Source organism: Streptomyces sp. NPDC093094 (assembly GCF_044754345.1).
In the GTDB taxonomy this organism is placed as follows: Bacteria; Actinomycetota; Actinomycetes; order Streptomycetales; family Streptomycetaceae; genus Streptomyces.
The window spans coordinates 127,428-147,972 of record NZ_JBIVOX010000006.1; the positions used below are offsets into that span (position 1 = coordinate 127,428).

Sequence of the window (20,545 nt, forward strand, 5' to 3'; positions counted from 1 at the left end):
CGTGCCGTGCGGCCGTGCCGTGCGGCCGTGCCGTGCGGCCGTGCCGTGCGGCCGTGCCGTGCGGCCGTGCCGTGCGGCCGTGCCGTGCGGCCGTGCCGTGCGGCCGTGCTCAGCTTCCGATGATCCACAGCAGCCCGTGGCCGCCCAGGTAGGTGCCGTACTCCTGGTGGAAGCCGAACTGGTCCGGGGTGAAGACGCGGCTGCCGGTCCCGGTCGGACGTGAGCGGCCGCCGGGCAGGACGAAGACGGCGCCGTTGTTGCGCTTCTCGCAGACGGCGCCGACGAACAGCTCCGGCCTGCCGTCCCTGGTCACGTCCCCGGCGGACACCGTGCTGCCGAAGCAGTCGCGGGGCTCGGACCGGCCGGGGACACCACGGGTCTCACCGGCGCGCCGGCCCGCCTGATGGAGAGGTGACGTGCGACACGGTCGAAAGGTTGCAGCGGACCGCGCGGTCACGGCGTCTGCGTCCCCCAGGAGGTGCCGGATCGGGCGTCCTGCGGATCGCGCGTGCCCCGGGCGGTGGAGCGGGTCAGGGCCGGGAGGGCGAGCGCGCCCGGCCCTGAGAAGACCAGGAGGAGGAAGCCCCAGCAGAAGAGGGCCGGGGCGAGGCCGCCGTTCTGGAGGGGGAAGAGACCGTCCTTCTGGTGCTCGGTGAAATAGGCGAACGCCATGATGCCCGAGCTGAGGAAGGCCGCGCTGCGGGTCGCCACGCCCAGCAGGACGAGGGTGCCGCAGACCAGTTCGATCACACCGGCGTACCAGTAGGGCCAATCCCCCACCGGGCTGCTGTCGCGGTCCAGGATCCCGAAGACCGTGGCAGCGCCCTCGCTGGCGAACAGCAGACCGAGGACGACACGGAACAGACCGAGGACGAGGGGCTGCCGCTGGGACAGCCGGTCGCTCAGGCTCGAAGGATTCATCGGCGGGTACTCCCGGTTCGGTCCGCGTCCTCGGCGGAACAGGGCAGGGCTGAGCCGACGGACGAGAGCCCGTCTCTCTCACTCAACGTGCCCGCGGACCGATCCGTTCAACGGCGGTGTCGTGCGCCGGGGGTCACCCGGCCTCCTCCGCGTCCGGCGCCGCCCGCCCGTCGGCACGATCCGGCGGCGGGCCGATCCGGTCGCGCGTCCGGCCGGACCCGTCGGACGGCGCCAGGCCCGCCACCACCTCGGTGAGGACGGCGCAGACCTCCTCGATCTTGCGGTAGGTGTTCTCCCGCTCGGAGACGACGGCCACCATCAGCAGGGCGGTCAGCGCGGCGGCACCGTTCAGTGCCTGGAGGACGACCATGTTCTCGACGAGGCTGCGGTCCGCGAACGGCCCCTGCCGATGCGTGGCCGCGACCACGGTGAGCACGGACAGCACCAGCACGCACGGCGCGGCACCGACGAGCCTGGTGCGCAGGGCCGCCCAGACGAGCAGCGGGAAGAGCAGGAACAGCATGTGCAGCGGGCTCCGGGTGACGGCGGCCGTGATGGCCGCCGTGGCCGCCACCAGCACCGACGGCTCGATCCACTCGCGAAGGTCGCTCCTGCGCAGCGACGGCGCCGCGCGCAGGCCCAGCAGCAGCGGGGTGACCACCAGAACGCCCATCGCGTCGCCCGTCCACCAGGCGGACCACACCGACCAGAAGTCGCCCCCGGAGAGCCGGCCGGTGACCAGCAGCGTCACGCTCCCCACCCCGGAGCTGACCAGCATCCCCGCGAAGGCGCCGCCGAAGACCAGCGCAAGTCCGTCCCTGAGCCGGTCGAGCTCGTTGCGGAAGCCGAGACGGCGCAGCAGCAGCCAGGAGCACAGCGGGCCCGCCGTGGCGCCGGCGGCGACCACGAGGGCGGCGGGGGTGAGCGTCCCGAGGCTCGCCATGACCAGCAGCAACCCGACGGCGATGCCCGGCCAGACGCGGACGCCGGCGAGCAGCAGACAGGCCAGGGCCACACCGGTCGGCGGCCACAGCGGGGTGATCCGGGCTCCCTCCACGACGACCTGCGCCAGCAGGCCGAGTCTGCCGGTGACGGCGTACGCCAGCGCGACCGCGAGGATCGTCGCGACCGTCCCGGCCCGGCGCCGCAGGCCCTCGAAACGCACCACGCCCGTCATCGGACGACGGCCGGGGCTCGAAGCCGGACCGGACACGCCGGGCGTACGCCGGTTGTCACCCTCATCACGCTCCGCCCAGCACGAGCACCGCCGCGTCGTCGGTGTGCCCCGTCAGATCGGCCACCGCGATGACCCGCGCCGCGAGCCGGTCCGGGTCGCCGCCCGCCCCGGCCCGGACGATGTCCAGCACCTGCTCCAGACCGGCCTCGATCGGGAAGGCCGGCCCCTCCAGCACGCCGTCGGTGACCAGGACGATCACTCCGTTCGCGGGCAGCCGGTGGCGGGTGACCGGGAATCCGGCGTCCGGTACGACGCCCAGGGGGACGCCTCCCTCGTCCTCCAGGATGCCGCCCCGGCCCCCGGTCGTCGCCCACACGGTGGGGACATGCCCGGCCCGGGCGACGAGGAGTTCCCTGGTGGCCGGGTCGTAGCGCAGGAAGCTGCAGGTGGCGAAGAGGCCGCAGTCGATCGAGACGAGCAGGTCGTTGGTGCGGCTGAGCACCTCGCCGGGGTCGGTGGTGAAGGCGGCGACCGCGCGCAGCCCGATACGCACCTGGCCCATGAAGGCCGCGGCCTCCACGTCGTGGCCCTGGACGTCGCCGACCGAGAACCCCAGCGATCCGTCCGGCAGCCGGAAACCGTCGTACCAGTCGCCGCCGATGTCCAGACCGGACCGGGCGGGCGCGTACCGGGCACCGGCTCTGAGCCCGGGCAGTTCGGGGAGGGAGTCGGGCAGCATCCCGCGCTGGAGGGCTTCGGCGAGCTCGATCCGGGCCCGGTGCAGTTCCGTGCGCTCCAGCGCCTGCGCGGTGAGCCGGTCGAGCCTGGCCAGCAGGGCGTCGGCGTTCACCGGGCGACGGAAGTGGTGCCGGGACATGTGGGCCCTTTCGAGGCACGCCGGCCGTGAGCCACCACGCGAGGACCACACGACCGGCGGAGGACCGGCTCTCTTCCGGGCCGGGAGCTCGTGGTCCGTCGCCGGTCGGGGACCCGCCCGTTGCGGAACCGGCCGCGGCGCAGACCCCACAGCAGATCGTAGTGCCGCCGTCCGCAGGACGCCCGGCGAGCGAGGACGGACGGGCCCGCGGGGCCGGGCTACCAGATCAGGCACCAGTAGGCACCGTGACTGCCGATGCCGATACGGCTGACCTGCGGGACCAGGGCCGGGTCCGGCCGGCCCACGGCCGACAGCGAACAGGCCGGGTCGCCGACCGTCCCGGCGGCGGCCATCCGCTGGGCCGCGGCCACCGCGGCCGGGGACGTGTACCAGGTCGTCGTACCCGCCGCGCCCCCGTCGGTCGCCGGTGCCGAGGGGGTGGGCGCGGGAGAGGAGGGTTGCGTCGCCGTGGGCGCCACCGGTGTGCGCGCGGGTGACTCCGGCGGTTCGTGGCCGGGGACACGGGTCGGGGTCGCCCGCGGTGTCCGCGTGGCCGGCCGCTCCGCCGCCGGCGGGCGGGACGCGGGCCGGTCGCCCGGCGGCGCGGACGGCCGGGCACCGGTCTGCGCCGGTGCGGGTGTCCGCGTGGCCGGCGGCCGGGCCGTGGTCGGCGCCCCGGACTCGGACGCCGTGGGCGAGGCCGGTGCGTGCGACGCCGAACCCTCCGGCTCGGACGTGGTCGGCGTGGTCGGCGTGGTCGGCGTGGCGGGCTCGGGGGTGAAGGTCGGCAGGGGGTCCAGTGTGGGCAGCGACAGCTCGGCCGACTCCGAAGGAGCCGGCCGGGGCGAGTCGTCGTTCTGGGCGACCAGCGCCCAGGTCCCGGCCCCGCTCAGCGCGAGCACCGTCACGGCTCCCGCGATCCATGGAACCCGCCGGGGCTGTCGTCGGTGCCGGCTCATGTCTTCACTGTCCTATGCGAGCACCGCCCCCCTCAACCGCTGGGACCCGACCGGAGTCACCCGCCGGGCGAACCCACCACGCCGCCCGGAGCGCGAACGACGCGAACGGACGGACAGGCAGGGCGGCGCGGACGGGCGGCGCAGGCGGCGCAGGCGCGGACGAGCAGGCGGCGCGGGGCAGGCGGGCGGCGCGGGGCGACACGGGCGGCGCGGGGCAGGCGGGCGGCGCGGGGCGACACGGGCGGCGCGGGGCAGGCGGGCGGCGCGGGGCGACACGGGCGAGCAGGCGGCGCGGGGCAGGCGGACGGCGCAGGCGGGGCGGGGCGGGGCGCGGATACTCGGCTGCGATCACCGTCCGCCCGTGCCTAGGCTGTGCGGCGCCGTGCCGCGGCGGGCGGGCGGGGGACCTAAGGAGTAACGGGGAATGACGTGCGACCTCTTCGCGCTCGGCTTCGACGCGCACGAACCTCTGCGCCTGGCACAGTTCTGGTCCGGTCTGCTGGGCCGGGAGCTGACCGAGGACCCCGTCCACGGCATCGTGCTCCTGCCCGGTGACGACACCGGTTTCCGGCTCCGTTTCCTGCCCACGCAGGAGCCCAAGACCGTCCAGAACCGGATGCACTTCGATCTGACCAGCGCGTCCGCGGAGGACCAGCGGCGCACGGTGGAGCGGGCCCTGGAACTGGGCGGACGCCACATCGACGTCGGCCAGCGCCCGGAGGAGGGGCACGTGGTGCTGGCGGACCCCGAGGGCGACGAGTTCTGTGTCATCGAGGCGGGCAACAAGTTCCTCGCCGGCTGCGGGTTCATCGGGGCGCTGGCCTGCGACGGCTCCCAGAAGGTCGGGTACTTCTGGAGCGAGGCGCTCGGCTGGCCGCTGGTGTGGGACCAGGACGAGGAGACCGCGATCCAGTCCCCGGACGGCGGCACGAAGATCACCTGGGGCGGGCCGCCGCTGATGCCGAGGGGCGGCAGCAGGGACCGGCTGCGCTTCGACGTCGTCGCGGCGGACGGTGCCGGGCAGGAGGAGGCTGTCGAGCGGCTGCTCTCGCTCGGGGCGGCGCGCGTCGGCACCGGCCGGGACGAGCACGGCGGTGTGCGGATGACGGACCCCGACGGCAACGAGTTCCGCGTGCTGCCCTGAGCGGGGACACCTCTCGGCGAAAGGTCCGCCGCCGGGCCCGGCTCAGCCGGCCGGCATGCGGCGCAGCGCGTCGGCGGCGAAGCCCGCGGTCGTCCGCGCGAGGTCCCGGACCGCCGGGCCCGTCCGCGCCGACCGCACCGCCGTCGCCAGTTTCCTTGCCTGGACGAGGTGTTCGCGCAGCGCGGACCGCAGGAGGCGGTCGAAGCGGGTGCCGCGCGCGCCGGTCAGGGCCCGCAGCTCGGCGGCGTCGGCCATGCCCGGCATGTCGTGGCCCTCGTGAGGGTTGTCGTCCGGCACTCCCGCGTCGGCCAGGAGGGCGCGCAGGGTGACGAGTTCGCGGCGGTGGTGCTCGGCGACACCGGCCGCCCAGACCGTGAGGTTCCGGTCGGCGGCCCGTCCGGGTGCGAGACGCAGGATGTGGCGGGCCTGGCCGTCCAGGGCGATCATCAGCTGGATCCAGCCGATCTCGGTGGCGTCGGGGCCGCCCCGCGCGGTCGCGGTGCCGTCCCCGGCCCCGCTCGTTCCCCGGGCGACGGCCCGCGAGGCGCCGGCCGTCGCTCCGGGGGCGGGGTCCCCCGGCTGCGGGGAGCCGGCGCACCCCGACACGGTCAGTGCGCAGAGCAGGGCCGTGACCAGGACGAGCGTCCTCGTCCGGTCGGCAACGGTGTCCGCCATCTCCGCTCCTTCGCTCTCTCACCGTGTCGGGGCGTACCGGCCGGGTGGATCAGGGGCCGGGGATCAGGGGTCGGGGGTCAGGGGTCGGGGGTCAGTGGGCCGGGGATCAGGACGGGGTGCCGTCCGCACCGCACTTCACGATGACGTTGATGCAGTTGGTGACCCTGCGGGCGAGTTCGTTCTCGGGCCAGGCGTTGAAGAAGTCGCCGTGCATCGTGTAGCCGGGTCCGGAGGCCAGGCGCAGCCCCTGGGTGCTGCCCGAGACGGGGTAGCGCAGGACCTGGCGGAGCTTCGGGACCGGTACGGGGTGGCTGGCCGGGCAGCCGCCGTTCACCGGGTAGGACATGTGGCTCTTGTGGTCGGCGGAGTCCAGGTCCCGGCCGTTCCAGCACTGCGGGAAGTCGAGGTAGGACTCCAGCATGGAGCCGGCCGGGCAGGTGACGAAGTCCTTCGAGGGATTGACCTCGCCGTGGTGCAGACACGACCAGCGGGCCACGGAGGTGGGGTCGCCGACGCCGGTCGCCTTGGCGTTGCCCGCGACGACGCGCAGGCCCTGCGGGAAGGGGCGGATGCGCTGGATGACGTCGTCCCGCACGCCCTCGCCGAGGTAGTAGAAGGTGGTGCCGGTGGGCTCGACCGGCTGGTCGTTGCGGTACATCGTGGGCACCCAGTACGACGAGGTGTCGATGGCCGGGCTGCAGGTGGAGGACGATCCCAGCAGATCGGTGACCTTGGTGTGCGCGTTGGTCGCCCTGCTGCCGAAGAAGCTGTGCATGTGGGAGGCCCCGGGCAGGCCGGGGAGGACGATCGGGTCGTCCGGCAGTCTGTGGCTGTAGGGGCACTCGGCGAGGAACTCGGCGACGCGGACCACCTGTGCGCCCTGGGGCGCGGCCTTGATGTCGGTGGTCGCCGGTGCGCCGCCCGAGGTCTGACCGGTGTACACGGTGGCGAGCAGCAGGCCCAGTGCGGCCAGGGCGGTCGACCAGGCGCGGCGCCGCCGGGGGCGGTCCGAGGACGGGCGGGGGGAACTTCCGAGCACGGCACTCCTCCTTGAGGAAGTGGTGGGGGTGCTTCCCGGAACGGGTTCCGGACAGGGGTACGGGTTCCTGACAGGAGTGCCGGAACCGGTACCGGCACGGTCCGGAACCGGTTCCGGCCTTGGCGGGAGTGAACCGGGATGTCATGCAGCCGTCAATAGTTCTCGTACGGATCGGTACGTTCGGACGGCCGTCCGCCTTCAACTCTTCACGGCGCGGCCCGGCTTCGGCCCGCACCGGGCCGGCGTCCGCGGACACCGTGACCACGGAGGCGACCCGTGGCTCCAACGGCGCCCGGACCGTCAGGAGTTGACGGCACTCGGACAGCACTGTTTCACTCGGGCGTCGCACCGGAAAGGCTCCTGACCGGTGGCGACGTCCGGCACCGTGGACCGGCGGTCCCGTTCAGCGGAGGAATGCAATGCGTGTCACCATCGCGGACGTGGCCCGCATGGCCGGTGTGAGCAAGACGACCGTGTCGCGGGTGCTCAACACCGGCGCCGAGGTGGACCGTTCGACCGCCGCGCGCGTACGGGAGGTCATCGACCGGCTCGGCTACGTGCCGAGCTCGGGTGCCGTGGGCCTGGCCCGGGGGCAGAGCCGCACGGTCGGCATGCTGGTGCCGTCACTGACCTGGCCGTGGATGGGCGAGGTCGTCCAGGGAGTCGTCGACACGGTCGAGGCGGCCGGGTACGGGCTGCTGCTGTTCACCTGCAACCGGGGCGTCGACTCGGTCGAACGGTTCACCAGCCAGGTCTCCGCGGGCGCCTTCGACGGACTCCTCGTCGTGGAGCCGGAGAACACGCTGGACATGCTGACGGCGCTCCACCGCCGCGGGCTCCCCGTCGTGCTGATCGACGACCGCGGACGCCACCCGGAGTTCCCGTACGTGACCGCCGCGAACCACGAGGGCGGCGCCTCCGCCGCGCGCCATCTGCTGGCCGTGGGCCGGCACAGACCTCTCGTCCTCGCCGGCCCCCTGCGTTTCGGCTGCGTACGCGACCGCCTCGACGGGTTCCGCACGGTCTACGCCGAGCACGGGCACCCCCTCGATCCGGCGCTGGTCGTCGAGAGCGACTTCACCGAGGGCGACGCCGGGGCCGCCGTGCACCGACTGCTCGGCGAGGGGCGGGCCTTCGACGCCGTCTTCGCCCACAACGACCTCGCGGCCGTGGGCGCGATGGCCGCCCTGCGCGCGGCGGGCCTGCGGGTGCCCGAGGACGTCGCCGTCGTCGGCTTCGACGACATCCCGATGGCCCGGCTGACCCAGCCGTCGCTCACGACGGTCCGCCAGCCCATGCGGCAGATGGGCGAGACGGCGGCCCGCATGCTGCTGGCGCGGCTGGCCGGTGAACGGTCCGGCGACCCGCACGCCGTGCTGGAGACGACGGTCGTGGTCCGCCGGTCGACGGCCGGCGATCAGGGGTGTGCCTAGTGCTGTGACCTGTTCAGGCCCGCGACCTGTGCCGCCGTGTGCTCCAGCAGCATCTCCAGGACGGCCGGGTAGGCGCTGTGCGGCATGCGGTCGGTCAGCAGCCGGGCGGTGGCCGCGATGTGGGGGTGGGACGCCGCCGGGAGCCGGGCGTACGTGGTGGCCCACACTCCCTCGTCCCCGGTGCGGGCCTCGTCCGTCAGCGCCAGCGCTCCGGCGTCGAGGGCCGCGAAGGCCAGGCTCTGGTCGATGAACGCGTGGTAGATCAGGACCGCGGTGCCGTCCGGCAGCCCCGTGCCGCGCAGGATGCCGAGGATCGTCTCGTCCACCGCGATCTCGCGCGGCCGCCCGGTCACCCGGCTGGCGGTGAGCACGGCGGCCTGCGGGTGGGCGAGGTAGGAGGAGTGGACGGCGAGTCCGAGGGCACGCAGGTCCGCCCTCCATTCACCGGTGGCCGTCCAGCCGTCCAGGGCGCGGCCCATCAGCTCGTCGCCGATCGCCCGCGTCAGGTCGTCCATGCCCGTGAAGTAGCGGTACAGGGTGCTGGCGTCCGCGCCCAGCGCGAGGCCGAGGCGCCGTGCGGTGAGTCCGGCGCCGCCGTGCTCGCGCAGCAGGCGCAGCGCGGTCCGCACGATCAGCTCCTCGGAGAGCACGGTGCCCTGCCGTGTCGGGCGGCGCCTGCGGCGCGCTCCCTCCGGCACCACCTGTTTCGGCATTCCCGTCCTCCCCGGCCGTCACCGCGAAGCGGCCGGCACCGCGGCCGCTCCTTATGCCAACACCGTTGACTCTACCTGCCGCCGTCCCGTTGCATCGGAGCACCCGGGAGGCGCCGTCTCCCACGATCAGGAAAGGTGTCCGGCATGCGCGTACTTCTCGTGGGTGCGGGGGGCGTCGGAACCGCCGTCACCCGGATCGCGGCCCGCAGGGACTTTCTGGCCCGGATGGTGGTGGCCGACTACGACCTCTCCCGGGCCGAGGCCGCCGTGGCCGCCCTGGACGACCGGGGCGGCCGGTTCGTCGCCCGGCAGGTGGACGCCTCCGACCGGGAGGGGGTGCGCCGGATGCTCCTGGAGCACGAGTGCGACGTCCTGCTCAACGCGACCGACCCGCGTTTCGTGATGCCGTTGTTCGAGGCGGCGCTGGCGAGCGGTGTCCACTACCTCGACATGGCGATGTCGCTGTCCGTTCCGCACGCCCTGCGGCCGTACGAGGAGTGCGGTGTGAAGCTCGGTGACGAGCAGTTCCAGCTGGGCGACCGCTGGGCGGAGTCGGGGCGGGTGGCGCTGGTCGGCATGGGGGTGGAGCCGGGGCTGTCGGACGTGTTCGCCCGCTACGCGGCGGACGAGCTGTTCGACGAGATCGAGGAGATCGGTGTCCGTGACGGAGCCGATCTGAGCGTGGCGGGGTACGACTTCGCGCCCTCCTTCAGCATCTGGACGACGATCGAGGAGTGCCTCAACCCGCCCGTGGTCTACGAGCGGGACCGCGGCTGGTTCACCACGGCGCCGTTCAGCGAGCCGGAGGTCTTCGACTTCCCCGAGGGGATCGGTCCGGTGGAGTGCGTGAACGTCGAGCACGAGGAGGTGCTGCTGATCCCCCGCTGGGTGGACGCGCGCCGGGTGACGTTCAAGTACGGGCTGGGCGACGCGTTCATCGCCCGGCTGAAGGCGCTGCACGAGCTGGGCCTGGACTCCACGGCCAGGGTCACCGTCCCCGGCGAGGACGGGCCGGTCGCCGTCTCGCCGCGCGACGTGGTCGCGGCCTGTCTGCCCGACCCGGCTACTCTCGGCGACCGGATGACCGGCAAGACCTGTGCGGGCACCTGGGTGAAGGGCACACGGGACGGGGAGGCCCGTGAGGTGTACCTGTACCACGTGGTCGACAACGAGTGGTCGATGCGCGAGTACGGCTCCCAGGCCGTCGTGTGGCAGACCGCGGTCAACCCCGTCGTCGCCCTCGAACTCCTCGCCACGGGAGCGTGGAGCGGCCGCGGCGTCCTCGGCCCCGAGGCGTTCCCGCCCCGCCCCTTCCTCGATCTGCTGACGGAGTACGGGTCTCCCTGGGGCCTGCGCGAACAGGGCTGACCGGCGTCCGGGCCCGACCGGCCGTCCCCGGGCGCCCCGCGGCCGGGTCGTCGGGCTCCCTTACGCGGGGCTCCCCGCGGGGTGGTCCGGCAGCGGGGTCAGCAACCGGGTGCGCAGATGGTCCAGGACCTGCTCCAGTGCCTGGCGCGTGGGGTGGCCGGGTTCGTCGACGAGGTGCTCGGTGACCGTGGAGTGCGGTGCGGTGAACGCGTCCGGGTTCGCCGTGCTGTCGTCGAGCTCGATCCCGACGAACGCCTCGCCGAGCTTCTCCCGCAGCAGCGCGAAGCGTTCGCCGGGGACGAGCCGGTCGCCGCGGAAGCGCAGGCCGAGGACGGTCAGTCCGGCCTCGCAGCGCTGCTGGACGGTGCGCAGGTCGGCCGGGGAGATGTCCAGGGAGCGGCGGTTGCGCGCGGAGACGGCCAGCGGCAGGGACGGCTGGCAGAGCACGGGGGCGAGGAGCCGTTCGTCGGTGGCCATGGCGAGGGCGTAACCGCCGGTGAAGCACATGCCGACGGCGCCGACGCCCGGGCCGCCGCACCGCTCGTGCTCATGGACCGCGAGGGCGCGCAGCCAGGTGACGACGGGAGAGGTCCGGCCCGCCGCGAGGACGGTGAACTCCCTGCTGACACAGATGCGGGCGCCGGCGCGCAGACCCGTCACGGCGGTGCCGGCCCATCCGTGTGCCGCGGGGTCGGGATCGCGTCCCGCGACGCCGAACAGGTCGGGCAGGACCACCGTGCAGCCGATGTCGCGGACCCGGCGCGCGAACCGGGCGACCTTCGGGGTGATGCCGGGGATCTCGGCCATGACGATCACGGCCGGGCCCCGCCCGGACCGCAGCACCGTGTGCGCGCGGCCGCCGTGGGTGAACCGCTCCCTGGTGAAGTCCGCGAGTGCGTCGTCGGCCACGGGTCCTCCTGGCTCCGGCGGGCCCCGGTCGTGCGGGCCCGTTCCTGTCCTGGTCCTGGTTCTTTCCCTGTCCGCGGTCCGGTCCTGCGTCCGGACCGCGGAGCAGATCCTACTGTCAGGTAACTACCGGGGGAGCCGGTTTCGCCAGGACCGCCGGACGGCCGCGGAACGGAGTGTCGGAGGGCTGGGTCATACTGAGGCGCCGTAGATCTAGGGGGACGTTCAGCGCATGGAGCAGTGGTCGGTCGGTGCGGGTCTCCCCGTGCACATCGGCGGGTACGCCGTCGAGCGGGAGCTGGGCGCCGGGGGCATGGGCACCGTCTATCTGGCACGCTCGCGCGGCGGACGCGCGGTGGCCGTGAAGGTGGCACGCCCGGACCTCGCCGCCGACCCGCACTTCCGGGAGCGGTTCCGCGCCGAGGTGGAGGCCGCGCGCCGCGTCGGCGGCTTCCACACGGCCCCCGTGGTGGACGCCGACCCCGAGGCGTCGTCGCCCTGGCTGGCCACGGCGTACGTGGCGGGACCGACCCTGGCGGCGCTGCTGGAGGACGAGGGGCCGATGCCCGAGGCGCGGCTGCGGCAGCTGGGCGCGGCGCTCGCCGAGGCACTGGCGGCGATCCACGGCTGCGGCCTGGTGCACCGGGACCTCAAGCCCGGGAACATCGTCATGGCCGCGGACGGTCCCCGGGTCCTGGACTTCGGGATCGCGCGGGCCCTGGAGTCCAGCCGGATGACGGCCACCGGAACGGCCTTCGGGACGCCGGGGTTCCTGGCTCCGGAACAGGCGCTCGGGCAGGAGGTCGCCGGTGCGGCCGACGTGTTCGCGCTGGGCGCCGTGCTCGTGGCGGCGGCGGGCGGCAGCGCGTTCGGCGGGGGCACGCCGATCGGCCTGATGTACCGCTCGGTGCACGAGCCGCCGGATCTGTCGGCGGTGCCGGAGGGTCTGCGGCCGGTGGTGGAGTCCTGCCTGGCCAAGGATCCGGGTGAACGGCCGACGCCCGAGCATCTGCTGGACCTGTTCGCGCCACGCTCGGCGGAGTACTCCCCCACGGTGGCGATCCCTCCGCCGCCGGCCTACCGGCCGTCCCTCTCCGTGCCCCTGCACCAGGCCCCGACGGCTCCTGCCCTCCCGGGCCGTCCGTCGCCCGACACCGACGTCTCCTTCGTCGCGGCCGACGCCGGGAACTCGCTCCTGATCGACTCCGCGGGCGTCGCGCTCGGCACGGAGTCGGGATATGTGCACCTCGTCTGGCAGGACATCACCCGGGTCGAGTACGCGGCCGAGGGCTCCAAGCAGCTCAGGGTCGCCGTCCACCTCCGTGACGGCACCTTCCACCCCTGCCTGGTCGGCGCCCGCAGACGGTCCCTTCTGCAGGAATGGCTGGAGGATCTGCCCCTGATCCTGGAGTGCTTCGTCTGACCGGCGCGCGCCGGTCGGACGCGGCGCCACCTGGCTCAGACGCGGCGCCACCTGGCCTGGCCGAGGGAGAACACGCCGAAGAGCACGAGCGAGAGCGCCACGGCGAGCAGCAGCCAGGGTCCGGCCGGGGTGTGGGCGAAGGACCGGATCACGTCGTCCATGCCCTTGGCCTCGGCCGGGTCGAACGCGACGGCCGCCTTCAGCCCGAAGAAGCCGACCGCGGCGATGACGAGCCCCCGGCCGACGCCGCCCGCGACGCCGGTGACGTCCATGAGGCGGCGCTGGTGCCGTGACATGCGCGCCCAGGTCAGATGCTCGCGGTACTTGCGCAGGACGGCCCGGCTCGCCATCCACACACCCGCGCCGAGGACACCGGCGGCCAGCGCCCCGACCCACCACGGTCCGCCGGGAAGCCCGAGCAGCCGGCCGGTGACGTCCTGGCTCTGCCGGTCGGTCGAGCCCGCGCCGCTGCCCCGGTCGCCCGTCGCGAAGGACAGCACGAGGAAGGAGCTCACACCGTAGAAGACGGACCGGGCTCCTGCCGTCAGGCGCTTCGCGGGCTTGTGGCCCTTCGGTCCCGCGGCGCCGAAGAGGGCCTCCGACAGCCGCCACAGCGCCATCCCGGCCAGCCCCGCGCCCAGGGCCCACAGCAGCGCGCCTCCGAACGGCGTCGAGGCGACGTCCGCCAGCGCTCCGCCCCGGTCGGCCTGCTCCTTCGTGCCCGTCAGGCCGACCCGTACGGCCAGCGCTCCGACGAGCAGATACAGCACGCCGCGCGCCACGAACCCCGCGCGGGCACCCGCCCGCACGGCGTCGCCCTTCGCCGCCCGTCCCGCCACCGCCGTGGACGCCCCGGTCGTGGTCATGTGCCGTCACCCCTCTCCAGTCCGGCCGGCCGGGTCTCTCCGCTCTCGTCGGCCGGATCCCCCGCTCGGTCCCCCAGGGCTGAACATGTGCCCGCCGTACGCGCGAGCACGCGTCCCGCTGCCGTGAGAGAGTCGGATGAGGTGCCGGAGCCGGGGGGCCCGCAGGCTCCGGGCAACGCTCTGCGGCTGGGAGAGGATGCGGTATGTCCGAGGCGAACGAAGCGGACCGGGCCGACCAGGCGCTCAAGGCCAAACACCGCGCGATGTGGGCGCTGGGCGACTATCCCCGCGTGGCCGAGCAGGTCGTCGCGGAGCTGGGCGGCGAACTGGTACGGCAGACCGGCATCCGCCCGGGCGACCGGGTGCTCGACATCGCGGCCGGCTCCGGGAACGCGGCCGTTCCCGCCGCGCTCCTCGGGGCCGACGTGGTGGCCGGCGACCTCACCCCCGAACTGCTGGAGGCCGGACGCCGGCTCGCCGAGGAGCGCGGTGCCCGACTCGAATGGCGCGAGGCGGACGCGGAGGCACTGCCCTTCGCGGACGGCGAGTTCGACACCGTGATGTCGTGCGTCGGGGTCATGTTCGCCCCGCACCACCAGCGCACCGCCGACGAACTGGTCCGCGTCTGCCGCCCCGGTGGTGTCGTCGGGCTGATCAACTGGACGCCGGAGGGGTTCATCGGGCAGATGTTCTCCGCCATGCGCCCCTACGCTCCCCCGCCGCCGCCCGGCGCCCAGCCGCCGCCGCTGTGGGGCGACCCCGAGCATGTGTCCGAGCTGCTCGGCGACCGCGTCACGGACCTGGACGCACGGCGGCAGACGGTCCGCGTCGACCGGTTCGCCGCTCCCGAGGACTTCCGTGAGTACTTCAAGACCTGCTACGGGCCCACGATCGCCGTGTACCGGTTCATCGCCGACGACCCGGACAAGGTCGGTGCGCTGGACACGGCCCTCGCGGAACTGGCCGCCAAGCATCTGGCCGACGGGGTGATGGAGTGGGAGTACCTGCTGGTCACCGCCCGCAGGAGCGACGCGTAGCGGGCGGCCCGCCGTCCGTGGCGGCCCGCCGGGGGCAGGGGCCCTCGGCGGGCCCCTGCCCCCCGGGCCGCACCGGCGTCGCGGCCGGTGCGACCCGGGCGCGTCACGCGTCAGACGCGGGGCAGCGGCGTCGCACGGAAGAGACCCTCGGGGTCGTAGGCGCGCTTCGCGGCCAGCAGGCGGTCCCGGTTGGGGCCGTAGGCGTGGGAGATCTGGTCCTGTTCGTCCGCCGCGAGGAGGTTGACGTATCCGCCGGTCAGCGCCTCGGAGGCCAGGGCGTCGGACCGGGCGCGGGCCCAGCCGCGGTGCAGTGCGGCGTCGTCGCCCGGCTGCCAGGCGGCGACGTTCTCGACGAGCATGTGCGGCGTGCGCATCGCGAAGGCGGTGTCACCGACGGGCACCCGCGCGGCGGCACCGTGCAGGACGTGCGTGTAGATCGCGGACATGGGCGAGGTCAGCGAGTCCCCGCCGGCGACGAGGGCGTCGACCACTCCGTCCGTGAGGCCCGGGACGCTGCGGGGGCGGACCTCGACATGGCGGCCCGCCGGGGCCATGGTGTCCGTGCCGGCGAGCGTCTCGGTCATCCGCGTCGGCCCCACCTGCGCCATGACGGGATCGCCCAGCCGGGTGAAGGGGTCGACGGCCGCGCGACCGGTGTCGGCGTCACCGCACCAGGTCGGCGCGACGTACACGAGCGGCGTACCGGCCGGCCCGGTGAAGACCCCGCAGGTCACCGTCAACTCGTCCGGTACCTCCGGCAGTTGCTCACCGAGCGCCTTCAGGACCGGACTGGCCTGCTCCCAGGGGTAGAGAATCGTTCCGGCAAGCACGGTCGGGTCGGCGACCCCGCCGGACAGCGGATGCACGCGCACCCGTACCGAGGTCACCACGCCGAAGTTCCCGCCGCCGCCGCGCAGGGCCCACAGCAGCTCGGGCTCGTGCTCGGCGTCGGCCGTGACCGCGCTCCCGTCGGCGAGGACGAGGTCGACGGCCACCACGTTGTCGATGCCGAGGCCGAACCGGCCGCCCAGCGGCCCGTATCCACCGGCGAGGGTGAAGCCGACGATCCCGACGGAGCCGGAGGTGCCGGTCACCGCGATCCGGCCCGCCGCCTCGGCCGCCCGTGCCACGTCCATGGCCCTGGCGCCGCCCTGGACGTCGGCCACCCCGGCGTCCTCGTCGACGGTGACCCGCCGCATGGCGCTCAGGTCGAGCACCAGACCGCCGTCGGCTATCGCGGCCCCCGTCCATCCGTGACCGCCGCCCCGCACCGACAGGGGTACCCCGAACTCACGCGCGGCCGTGACACCCGCCTGGACGTCGCTCACGTCGGCGCAGTGCAGGACGGCCCCCGGCCGGCTCTCCACCGCGCCGTTCCACAGGGCGCGGGACGCCTCGTACTGCGGCCCGGACGTCACGACCCGCCCGGGGGCCGTCACCTGCCGCAGATGATCGGCGAGTTGATCGCTCTGGCTCCTAGCAGTCATGGCCACCCCTCGGAGAATCTCGCCGCCGGACCCGCCCGCAGCGTCCTTGTAGCCGCAGCGTAGGAACTCCGCTGAGCTGCGAGAAGCCGGGGAGGCCGAACCGGGCGAGACTTTGGGGGGTGAGGCCGTCTCAGAGGCCGAACTCCTGCGGCGACAGCCCGAGTGCGGCACACGCCTCACGCAGGACCTGCTCCTCGGCCGGTGCCACATAGCCGTCGGCGCCCGCGACGACGAAGCCCGTCTGCACGACCGCGCGCGCCTCCGTCGGCTTCTTCGCCGCCTTGGCGATCTCCTGGAGGGCCGCTCTCTTGCCCTGCGGGAAGTCGAAGGACAGCTGGTCGACATGCTGGTTGAAGCGCTGACGCAGCTGGTCCGGCGGGAAGTTGGCCAGGACGTCGTTGTTCAGGATCAGCGACTCCACGTGCTGCCGCTCGGTCGGGTCGACATGTCCGTCGGCCGCCGCGACCAGGGCGCACACGGCCATGCTGGCGTCGCGGAAGGCACCGCTCTTCAGCTCCGCCTTCAGGGAGGTGAGCTGCGACTTGAGCGTGCTCACCAACTGGGCTCTGGAGCCTCTGCCGGAACCGGAACCCATGGCGCCGTGACCACCCTGTCCGCCGTGGCCGCCCTGGGGGCCGGCGCCCCGTGCGCCCTGGGCCTGCTGCTGCAGGCTCTTGGCCTGGTCCTTGATCCGGTCCCACATCGCCATACCAGCCACCTCGGCCTCTGCCGTCTCGTTCCGCCGTCATCGTGGGAACGGCCGCCCGCACCGTGAAGTTCCCCGCCGGATCCCCGTCACCCGCCGGCGCCCCGCACCGCACCGGTCCTCACGGCCGGGGCCCGGGGCCCGGGGCCCGGCCGTCCGCCCCGGGAGCGGGCCCCTCACCATCCGGCCCACGCGCGTTGCCGACCCCCGGCCGCCGGGTGAGGCTGAGCGGTGAGAGCAGTTCCCTTCTCACCAGGAGATACCCATGCGCATCATCGCTTCAGCCGTCCTGGCCGCCACCGTCGTGTTCGGCGGAGCCGGTTCGGCACTGGCCGCCGACGATCCCGAGACGGTCGGGGCGGCCGCCAACTCCCCGGGCATCCTGAGCGGCAACGTCGTCCAGATTCCGATCGACGTCCTGCTCAACGCCTGCGGCAACAGCATCAACCTCGTCGGCCTGCTCAACCCGACCGCCGGCAACGTCTGCGTGAACGCCAACGACTGACCGACGTCCGTGCGGGAGCAGCGACGCTGCACCCCCGGTCGGCAGTGACGCACTCGGACGTGCGTGTCGCCCCGGCCCGCCTGTGAGCCGGGCGGGGCGACCCCCCTTCCCTCCCGGCCCCCCTTCCCTCCCGGCCCTCCTGCCCCCGGCCCGCCTGCCCGTCAGGGCCGGTGGACGCCGTACCGGCCGAAGCCGGCCGCGCACGTGCGGGGGGTCCGTGCGCTCGGCCGTCGCGGTGGGCGTCGATGCCCCGGCCGACAGGTCCTCGGTGAGCGCGTGCTCCCGGTGACCGCCCGGCAGCGTCCCCTTCGCCACGGTCCGCCCGCCGACGGCGACGGACCGGCGCACCCCGGCGTCGCGGTCACCCTCCAGGAGCAGTGAGTGCTCCCCGCGGTTCCCCGCTGTGCTTCTCCGCCGCGGGAACGCACACGGTCCGCACTTCTTCGCCCGCGGGAACGCTCCGGCGGTGCCCCGTCGTCCGGCACACGGCTTCACAGCCCGTCGCCCTCCGCGGCCGACGGCTCCCTGCGTTTCGTCTCCGGACTTCTGACCGTGGGTCAGGGGGAGGAGACGACAGCGCCATCGCCCGGAACAGGACCCCGCGGTGTCCACGCACCCGACGCCGCGAGCAGCCGGGCCACGGTGGGGACCCCCTCGCCGACGTCGGGCAGGTCCTCGCGTCCGGACCGCTCGACCGTGCCGGAGCCGATGAACGACGCCCGCGGGTTCCGGGGATCCGGCAGCCCCTGGAGGCCGTTGACCACAGCGGTCACTGCGGCCCCTCGTCGCCCGGCAGCCTCACCGGAAGCACCCGGGCCTCGTCCGCGGACACGCCCGACACGTGCACCGTGGTGCCGTCCGGGCGGCATCCGTACGGGGCGGCTCAGTGCCGCACCTTGACCTTGCTGACCGCCGCCACGCCGAGCCCGGCGAGTGCGATCTGGATGAGCCACTCGACCCAGTCGACACCGTCGGTGTCGGCCACGCCGAGACCGGAGGCGACGGCCGTGCCGATGAGCGCGGCGACGATGCCGATCGCGATGGTCCACAGGACGCCGATCCGCTGGCGCCCGGGGACGACGAGCCTGCCGAGGACACCGATCACGACGCCGATGACGATGGCGCTGATCAAGCCTGATATCTCCATGACTGCTCCACCGCTCCTCACTCGTCGGGGACGTACGAGTGCCCGTTCGAGCGACATTCAGTCGGGAGTGGACCTGTTCTCACTCGTTCGCGTGAAAGGCGGGCCCGGGGGTCCGGGTCGTCGCATGGGCCCGGCGGCCCGGGGGAGGTCTCCTTCGGCGCTCTCCGTGCGCGCGACGAAGGGAACGGAACATGAACGATGTCGTTTTCGTCGCCGACTTCACCTCGGCCCACCAGTGGGTGGCCGGGCGGTCCTGGGCCTATCCGAACGGCGGCCCCACCAATCCCCGGGACGACAAACTCGACCACCTGACCGCGGACCCGGCCTACTCCCGTACCGGAACCTTCCGTGCCACCCGCCGGACCGACGGCTTCTGGGACGCGGGGCTGCTCACCACCGAAGGCAGCGCCCAGGGCTTCATGGTGCGCACCGGCGACACGCTCGAGGCCCGGGTGCGCCTGCCCGTCGGGGTCGGCGCCTGGCCTGCCGTCTGGACCTGGCGGGACGGGGGCAACGAGGTCGATGTGTTCGAGTACCACCCGGACAACCCCGATCTGCTGGAGCTCACCAACCATGTCCGCCGGTCGGGGCGTTACATCCGGGACGCCGCCGTCCGGCCCGGCGCCGTCGTCGACCTGAGTGCCCAGTTCGGCAGACGCAGCGTGGTCTGGAGGCTGAACGGCCGTGAGATCTTCGCCGACCGTCTCGGCGTCGGGGCGGACTGGCGGGCCTACCTCATCGTCAACCTGTCGGTGTGCGCGGGCCGTTACCACCCCCGGCCCGACGCCGCCGCGAAGGAGCTGTCGTACGAGGTGCGGAGCCTTGTCGTGCGCAGGGGGTGGTGAAGCAGGTTCGCGATCACGGGCCGCGCGGCCTTCCCGGGGGCTCATGAAGCGGGCGACGAGCGACGACGCCGCGCAGGTGCGGGGGTTCGCGGAGCGGCGTCGGCCAGGAACCCGGTGCGTCCGGGGAGGCGTTCGCCGGGTGACGGCCGCCCGGCGGCGGCCGAGGCCGGTGGCGGGGACGGCCGTCAGGGAGAGCCGGTGCACAGCACCGGGACCCGCTGGACGGCGTTGTTCGCGAACCCGCCCCGGTTCCATGCCTGTTCGACGGGCTGGACGTTGCCCGCCGCATCACGGGCGCGGGCGCACAGGACGTGCTCGCCGGGCACGGCCGTCCAGGTGTGCGACCAGCGGCGCCAGGCCCAGCGGTGTCCGTGCTCCGGTTCGAGCCCGGCCGGCTGCCAGGTCGCGCCGTCGTCCGTGCTCACCTCCACCCCCGTCACGGGGGCGCGTCCCGACCACGCCCGCCCTTCGAGCGTGACCGTGCCGGGCGCGACGAACCGGGTCCGGGACATGAAGTCCGGGAAGCCGGGCGGGACCATCAGCGCGCGGGGAGCGATACGGGTGACCGGTTCGCCCTCGTCCCCGGGCTCCTGCCTGATCCGGTAGGCCACGGACTGCTGGAAGCCGGTGAAGGGCGTGTCGGCGACGGTGATCTCGCGCAGCCACTTCACGTGCGCCATGCCGTACCAGCCGGGTACCACGAGACGCAGCGGACTGCCGTGCTGGGGAGGCAGCGGCATGCCGTTCATCGCGTAGGCCACCAGCACCTCGGGGTCGTCACCGGTGGCGACGCCGAGCGGAAGGCTTCGCCGGTAGTCCTGCTCCTTGCCCCGCTCGACGCCGTGGTCCGCGCCGGTGAACACGACGTCGACGGCGTCGGACCGCACCCCGGCCTCGTCGAGGAGCACACGCAGCGGCACTCCCGTCCAGTCGGCCGTGCCCGCGGCCTCGACCAGCCAGGGCTGGCTCACCGGCCGTGGGGTCAGCAGGGCCCTGCCGTTGCCGGCGCACTCCAGGGTGACCCGTGCGGTGACCGCCGGGTAGCCGCGCAGCCGCGCCGGAGACAGGCTCAGGGAGCGGTGCACGCGTCCGCCGACCATGAGGCGCCAGGCGGTCTCGTCCGGCACGTAGGGGATGTCGTAGTGCGTCAGGACGTAGTGCAGCCCGGGCGGGGTGAGGTCGTGGCGCAGGGCCTCCAGCGGCAGGCCGTGATTGCGTGCGGCCAGGCCCAGCTCGTCCCGGCCCAGCCCCTCGTCCGGCCCGGCGAGCCGGGCGGGCGTGCTCACCTCGGCGATCCGCCGTCCCATGCCACGATTG

The 20,545-nt window shown here is 74.0% G+C and carries 22 protein-coding genes; 7 read left to right on the forward strand and 15 right to left on the reverse strand.

The window, feature by feature from the left end; genetic code table 11:
- Window positions 1–109: 109 nt before the first annotated feature.
- From ACIQGV_RS14125 to ACIQGV_RS14145, 5 genes are all read right to left on the reverse strand, one after another.
- Window positions 110–457 carry an FG-GAP repeat protein gene (locus ACIQGV_RS14125; RefSeq protein ID WP_402494316.1) on the reverse strand — a complete coding sequence of 116 codons (348 nt, stop codon included), beginning with the start codon at window positions 455–457 and terminating at the stop codon, window positions 110–112.
- Window positions 454–921: a DoxX family protein gene (locus ACIQGV_RS14130; RefSeq protein WP_402494318.1), complete on the reverse strand. Its 468-nt coding sequence runs from the start codon at window positions 919–921 to the stop codon at window positions 454–456. The genes ACIQGV_RS14125 and ACIQGV_RS14130 overlap by 4 nt, the downstream gene beginning before the upstream one ends.
- A 133-nt stretch (window positions 922–1,054) precedes the next feature.
- Entirely contained in the window at window positions 1,055–2,089 is a 1,035-nt protein-coding gene (locus ACIQGV_RS14135; protein WP_402494320.1) for an MASE1 domain-containing protein, read from the reverse strand.
- A 73-nt stretch (window positions 2,090–2,162) separates the two neighbouring features.
- Window positions 2,163–2,975: a PP2C family protein-serine/threonine phosphatase gene (locus ACIQGV_RS14140; RefSeq protein WP_402494322.1), complete on the reverse strand. Its 813-nt coding sequence runs from the start codon at window positions 2,973–2,975 to the stop codon at window positions 2,163–2,165.
- A 218-nt stretch (window positions 2,976–3,193) separates the two neighbouring features.
- Window positions 3,194–3,934: a hypothetical protein gene (locus ACIQGV_RS14145; protein WP_402494324.1), complete on the reverse strand. Its 741-nt coding sequence runs from the start codon at window positions 3,932–3,934 to the stop codon at window positions 3,194–3,196.
- A gap of 424 nt (window positions 3,935–4,358) precedes the next feature.
- On the opposite strand from ACIQGV_RS14145, the gene ACIQGV_RS14150 reads away from it, so the two are divergent.
- Window positions 4,359–5,078, forward strand: coding sequence for a VOC family protein (locus tag ACIQGV_RS14150; protein WP_402494326.1), 720 nt, complete (start codon window positions 4,359–4,361; stop codon window positions 5,076–5,078).
- A gap of 42 nt (window positions 5,079–5,120) precedes the next feature.
- Here ACIQGV_RS14150 and ACIQGV_RS14155 read toward each other — a convergent pair whose 3' ends face one another.
- The gene (locus ACIQGV_RS14155; RefSeq protein ID WP_402494328.1) at window positions 5,121–5,753 is read right to left on the reverse strand and encodes a DUF305 domain-containing protein; all 633 of its coding nucleotides are present in this window, start codon (window positions 5,751–5,753) and stop codon (window positions 5,121–5,123) included.
- 106 nt (window positions 5,754–5,859) lie between these two features.
- Window positions 5,860–6,792 carry a DUF1996 domain-containing protein gene (locus ACIQGV_RS14160; protein ID WP_402494330.1) on the reverse strand — a complete coding sequence of 311 codons (933 nt, stop codon included), beginning with the start codon at window positions 6,790–6,792 and terminating at the stop codon, window positions 5,860–5,862.
- Between the two features lie 419 nt (window positions 6,793–7,211).
- Between ACIQGV_RS14160 and ACIQGV_RS14165 the strand changes: the two genes are divergently transcribed.
- A complete protein-coding gene (locus tag ACIQGV_RS14165; RefSeq protein WP_402494332.1) occupies window positions 7,212–8,225 on the forward strand; it encodes a LacI family DNA-binding transcriptional regulator in 1,014 nt (337 codons plus the stop codon).
- On the opposite strand, the gene ACIQGV_RS14170 is transcribed toward ACIQGV_RS14165, so the two are convergent.
- Window positions 8,222–8,938 carry a TetR/AcrR family transcriptional regulator gene (locus tag ACIQGV_RS14170; protein ID WP_402494334.1) on the reverse strand — a complete coding sequence of 239 codons (717 nt, stop codon included), beginning with the start codon at window positions 8,936–8,938 and terminating at the stop codon, window positions 8,222–8,224. The genes ACIQGV_RS14165 and ACIQGV_RS14170 overlap by 4 nt on opposite strands.
- 144 nt (window positions 8,939–9,082) lie before the next feature.
- Here ACIQGV_RS14170 and ACIQGV_RS14175 point away from each other — a divergent pair, with 144 nt between their 5' ends.
- Complete coding sequence (locus ACIQGV_RS14175; RefSeq protein ID WP_402494336.1) at window positions 9,083–10,306, forward strand: saccharopine dehydrogenase family protein; 1,224 nt, start codon at window positions 9,083–9,085, stop codon at window positions 10,304–10,306.
- 60 nt (window positions 10,307–10,366) lie between these two features.
- On the opposite strand, the gene ACIQGV_RS14180 is transcribed toward ACIQGV_RS14175, so the two are convergent.
- Entirely contained in the window at window positions 10,367–11,215 is an 849-nt protein-coding gene (locus tag ACIQGV_RS14180) for a dienelactone hydrolase family protein (protein WP_402494338.1), read from the reverse strand.
- Between the two features lie 229 nt (window positions 11,216–11,444).
- Between ACIQGV_RS14180 and ACIQGV_RS14185 the strand changes: the two genes are divergently transcribed.
- Window positions 11,445–12,635, forward strand: coding sequence for a serine/threonine-protein kinase (locus ACIQGV_RS14185; RefSeq protein WP_402494340.1), 1,191 nt, complete (start codon window positions 11,445–11,447; stop codon window positions 12,633–12,635).
- Window positions 12,636–12,670: 35 nt separating this feature from the next.
- On the opposite strand, the gene ACIQGV_RS14190 is transcribed toward ACIQGV_RS14185, so the two are convergent.
- Window positions 12,671–13,501: a DUF1206 domain-containing protein gene (locus ACIQGV_RS14190; protein ID WP_402494342.1), complete on the reverse strand. Its 831-nt coding sequence runs from the start codon at window positions 13,499–13,501 to the stop codon at window positions 12,671–12,673.
- Between the two features lie 203 nt (window positions 13,502–13,704).
- Between ACIQGV_RS14190 and ACIQGV_RS14195 the strand changes: the two genes are divergently transcribed.
- Window positions 13,705–14,538: a class I SAM-dependent methyltransferase gene (locus ACIQGV_RS14195; RefSeq protein ID WP_402494344.1), complete on the forward strand. Its 834-nt coding sequence runs from the start codon at window positions 13,705–13,707 to the stop codon at window positions 14,536–14,538.
- A 110-nt stretch (window positions 14,539–14,648) separates the two neighbouring features.
- Here ACIQGV_RS14195 and ACIQGV_RS14200 read toward each other — a convergent pair whose 3' ends face one another.
- Both ACIQGV_RS14200 and ACIQGV_RS14205 read right to left on the reverse strand, forming a co-directional pair.
- Window positions 14,649–16,025 (reverse strand): FAD-binding oxidoreductase, encoded by a 1,377-nt coding sequence (locus ACIQGV_RS14200; RefSeq protein ID WP_402494346.1) that lies wholly within the window; start codon window positions 16,023–16,025, stop codon window positions 14,649–14,651.
- Between the two features lie 130 nt (window positions 16,026–16,155).
- The gene (locus tag ACIQGV_RS14205; RefSeq protein WP_402494348.1) at window positions 16,156–16,734 is read right to left on the reverse strand and encodes a tellurite resistance TerB family protein; all 579 of its coding nucleotides are present in this window, start codon (window positions 16,732–16,734) and stop codon (window positions 16,156–16,158) included.
- Between the two features lie 262 nt (window positions 16,735–16,996).
- Between ACIQGV_RS14205 and ACIQGV_RS14210 the strand changes: the two genes are divergently transcribed.
- Window positions 16,997–17,236, forward strand: coding sequence for a chaplin (locus tag ACIQGV_RS14210; protein ID WP_402494350.1), 240 nt, complete (start codon window positions 16,997–16,999; stop codon window positions 17,234–17,236).
- A gap of 557 nt (window positions 17,237–17,793) precedes the next feature.
- On the opposite strand, the gene ACIQGV_RS14215 is transcribed toward ACIQGV_RS14210, so the two are convergent.
- Both ACIQGV_RS14215 and ACIQGV_RS14220 read right to left on the reverse strand, forming a co-directional pair.
- Complete coding sequence (locus tag ACIQGV_RS14215; RefSeq protein ID WP_402494352.1) at window positions 17,794–18,009, reverse strand: hypothetical protein; 216 nt, start codon at window positions 18,007–18,009, stop codon at window positions 17,794–17,796.
- 110 nt (window positions 18,010–18,119) lie between these two features.
- Window positions 18,120–18,383, reverse strand: a complete 264-nt coding sequence (locus ACIQGV_RS14220) for a GlsB/YeaQ/YmgE family stress response membrane protein (protein WP_402494354.1) — start codon at window positions 18,381–18,383, stop codon at window positions 18,120–18,122.
- Window positions 18,384–18,574: 191 nt separating this feature from the next.
- Between ACIQGV_RS14220 and ACIQGV_RS14225 the strand changes: the two genes are divergently transcribed.
- The gene (locus ACIQGV_RS14225) at window positions 18,575–19,228 is read left to right on the forward strand and encodes a beta-glucanase (RefSeq protein ID WP_402494356.1); all 654 of its coding nucleotides are present in this window, start codon (window positions 18,575–18,577) and stop codon (window positions 19,226–19,228) included.
- Between the two features lie 185 nt (window positions 19,229–19,413).
- Here the strand turns inward: ACIQGV_RS14225 and ACIQGV_RS14230 are convergent, their stop codons facing one another.
- Complete coding sequence (locus ACIQGV_RS14230; protein ID WP_402494358.1) at window positions 19,414–20,535, reverse strand: sulfite oxidase; 1,122 nt, start codon at window positions 20,533–20,535, stop codon at window positions 19,414–19,416.
- Window positions 20,536–20,545: the final 10 nt, after the last annotated feature.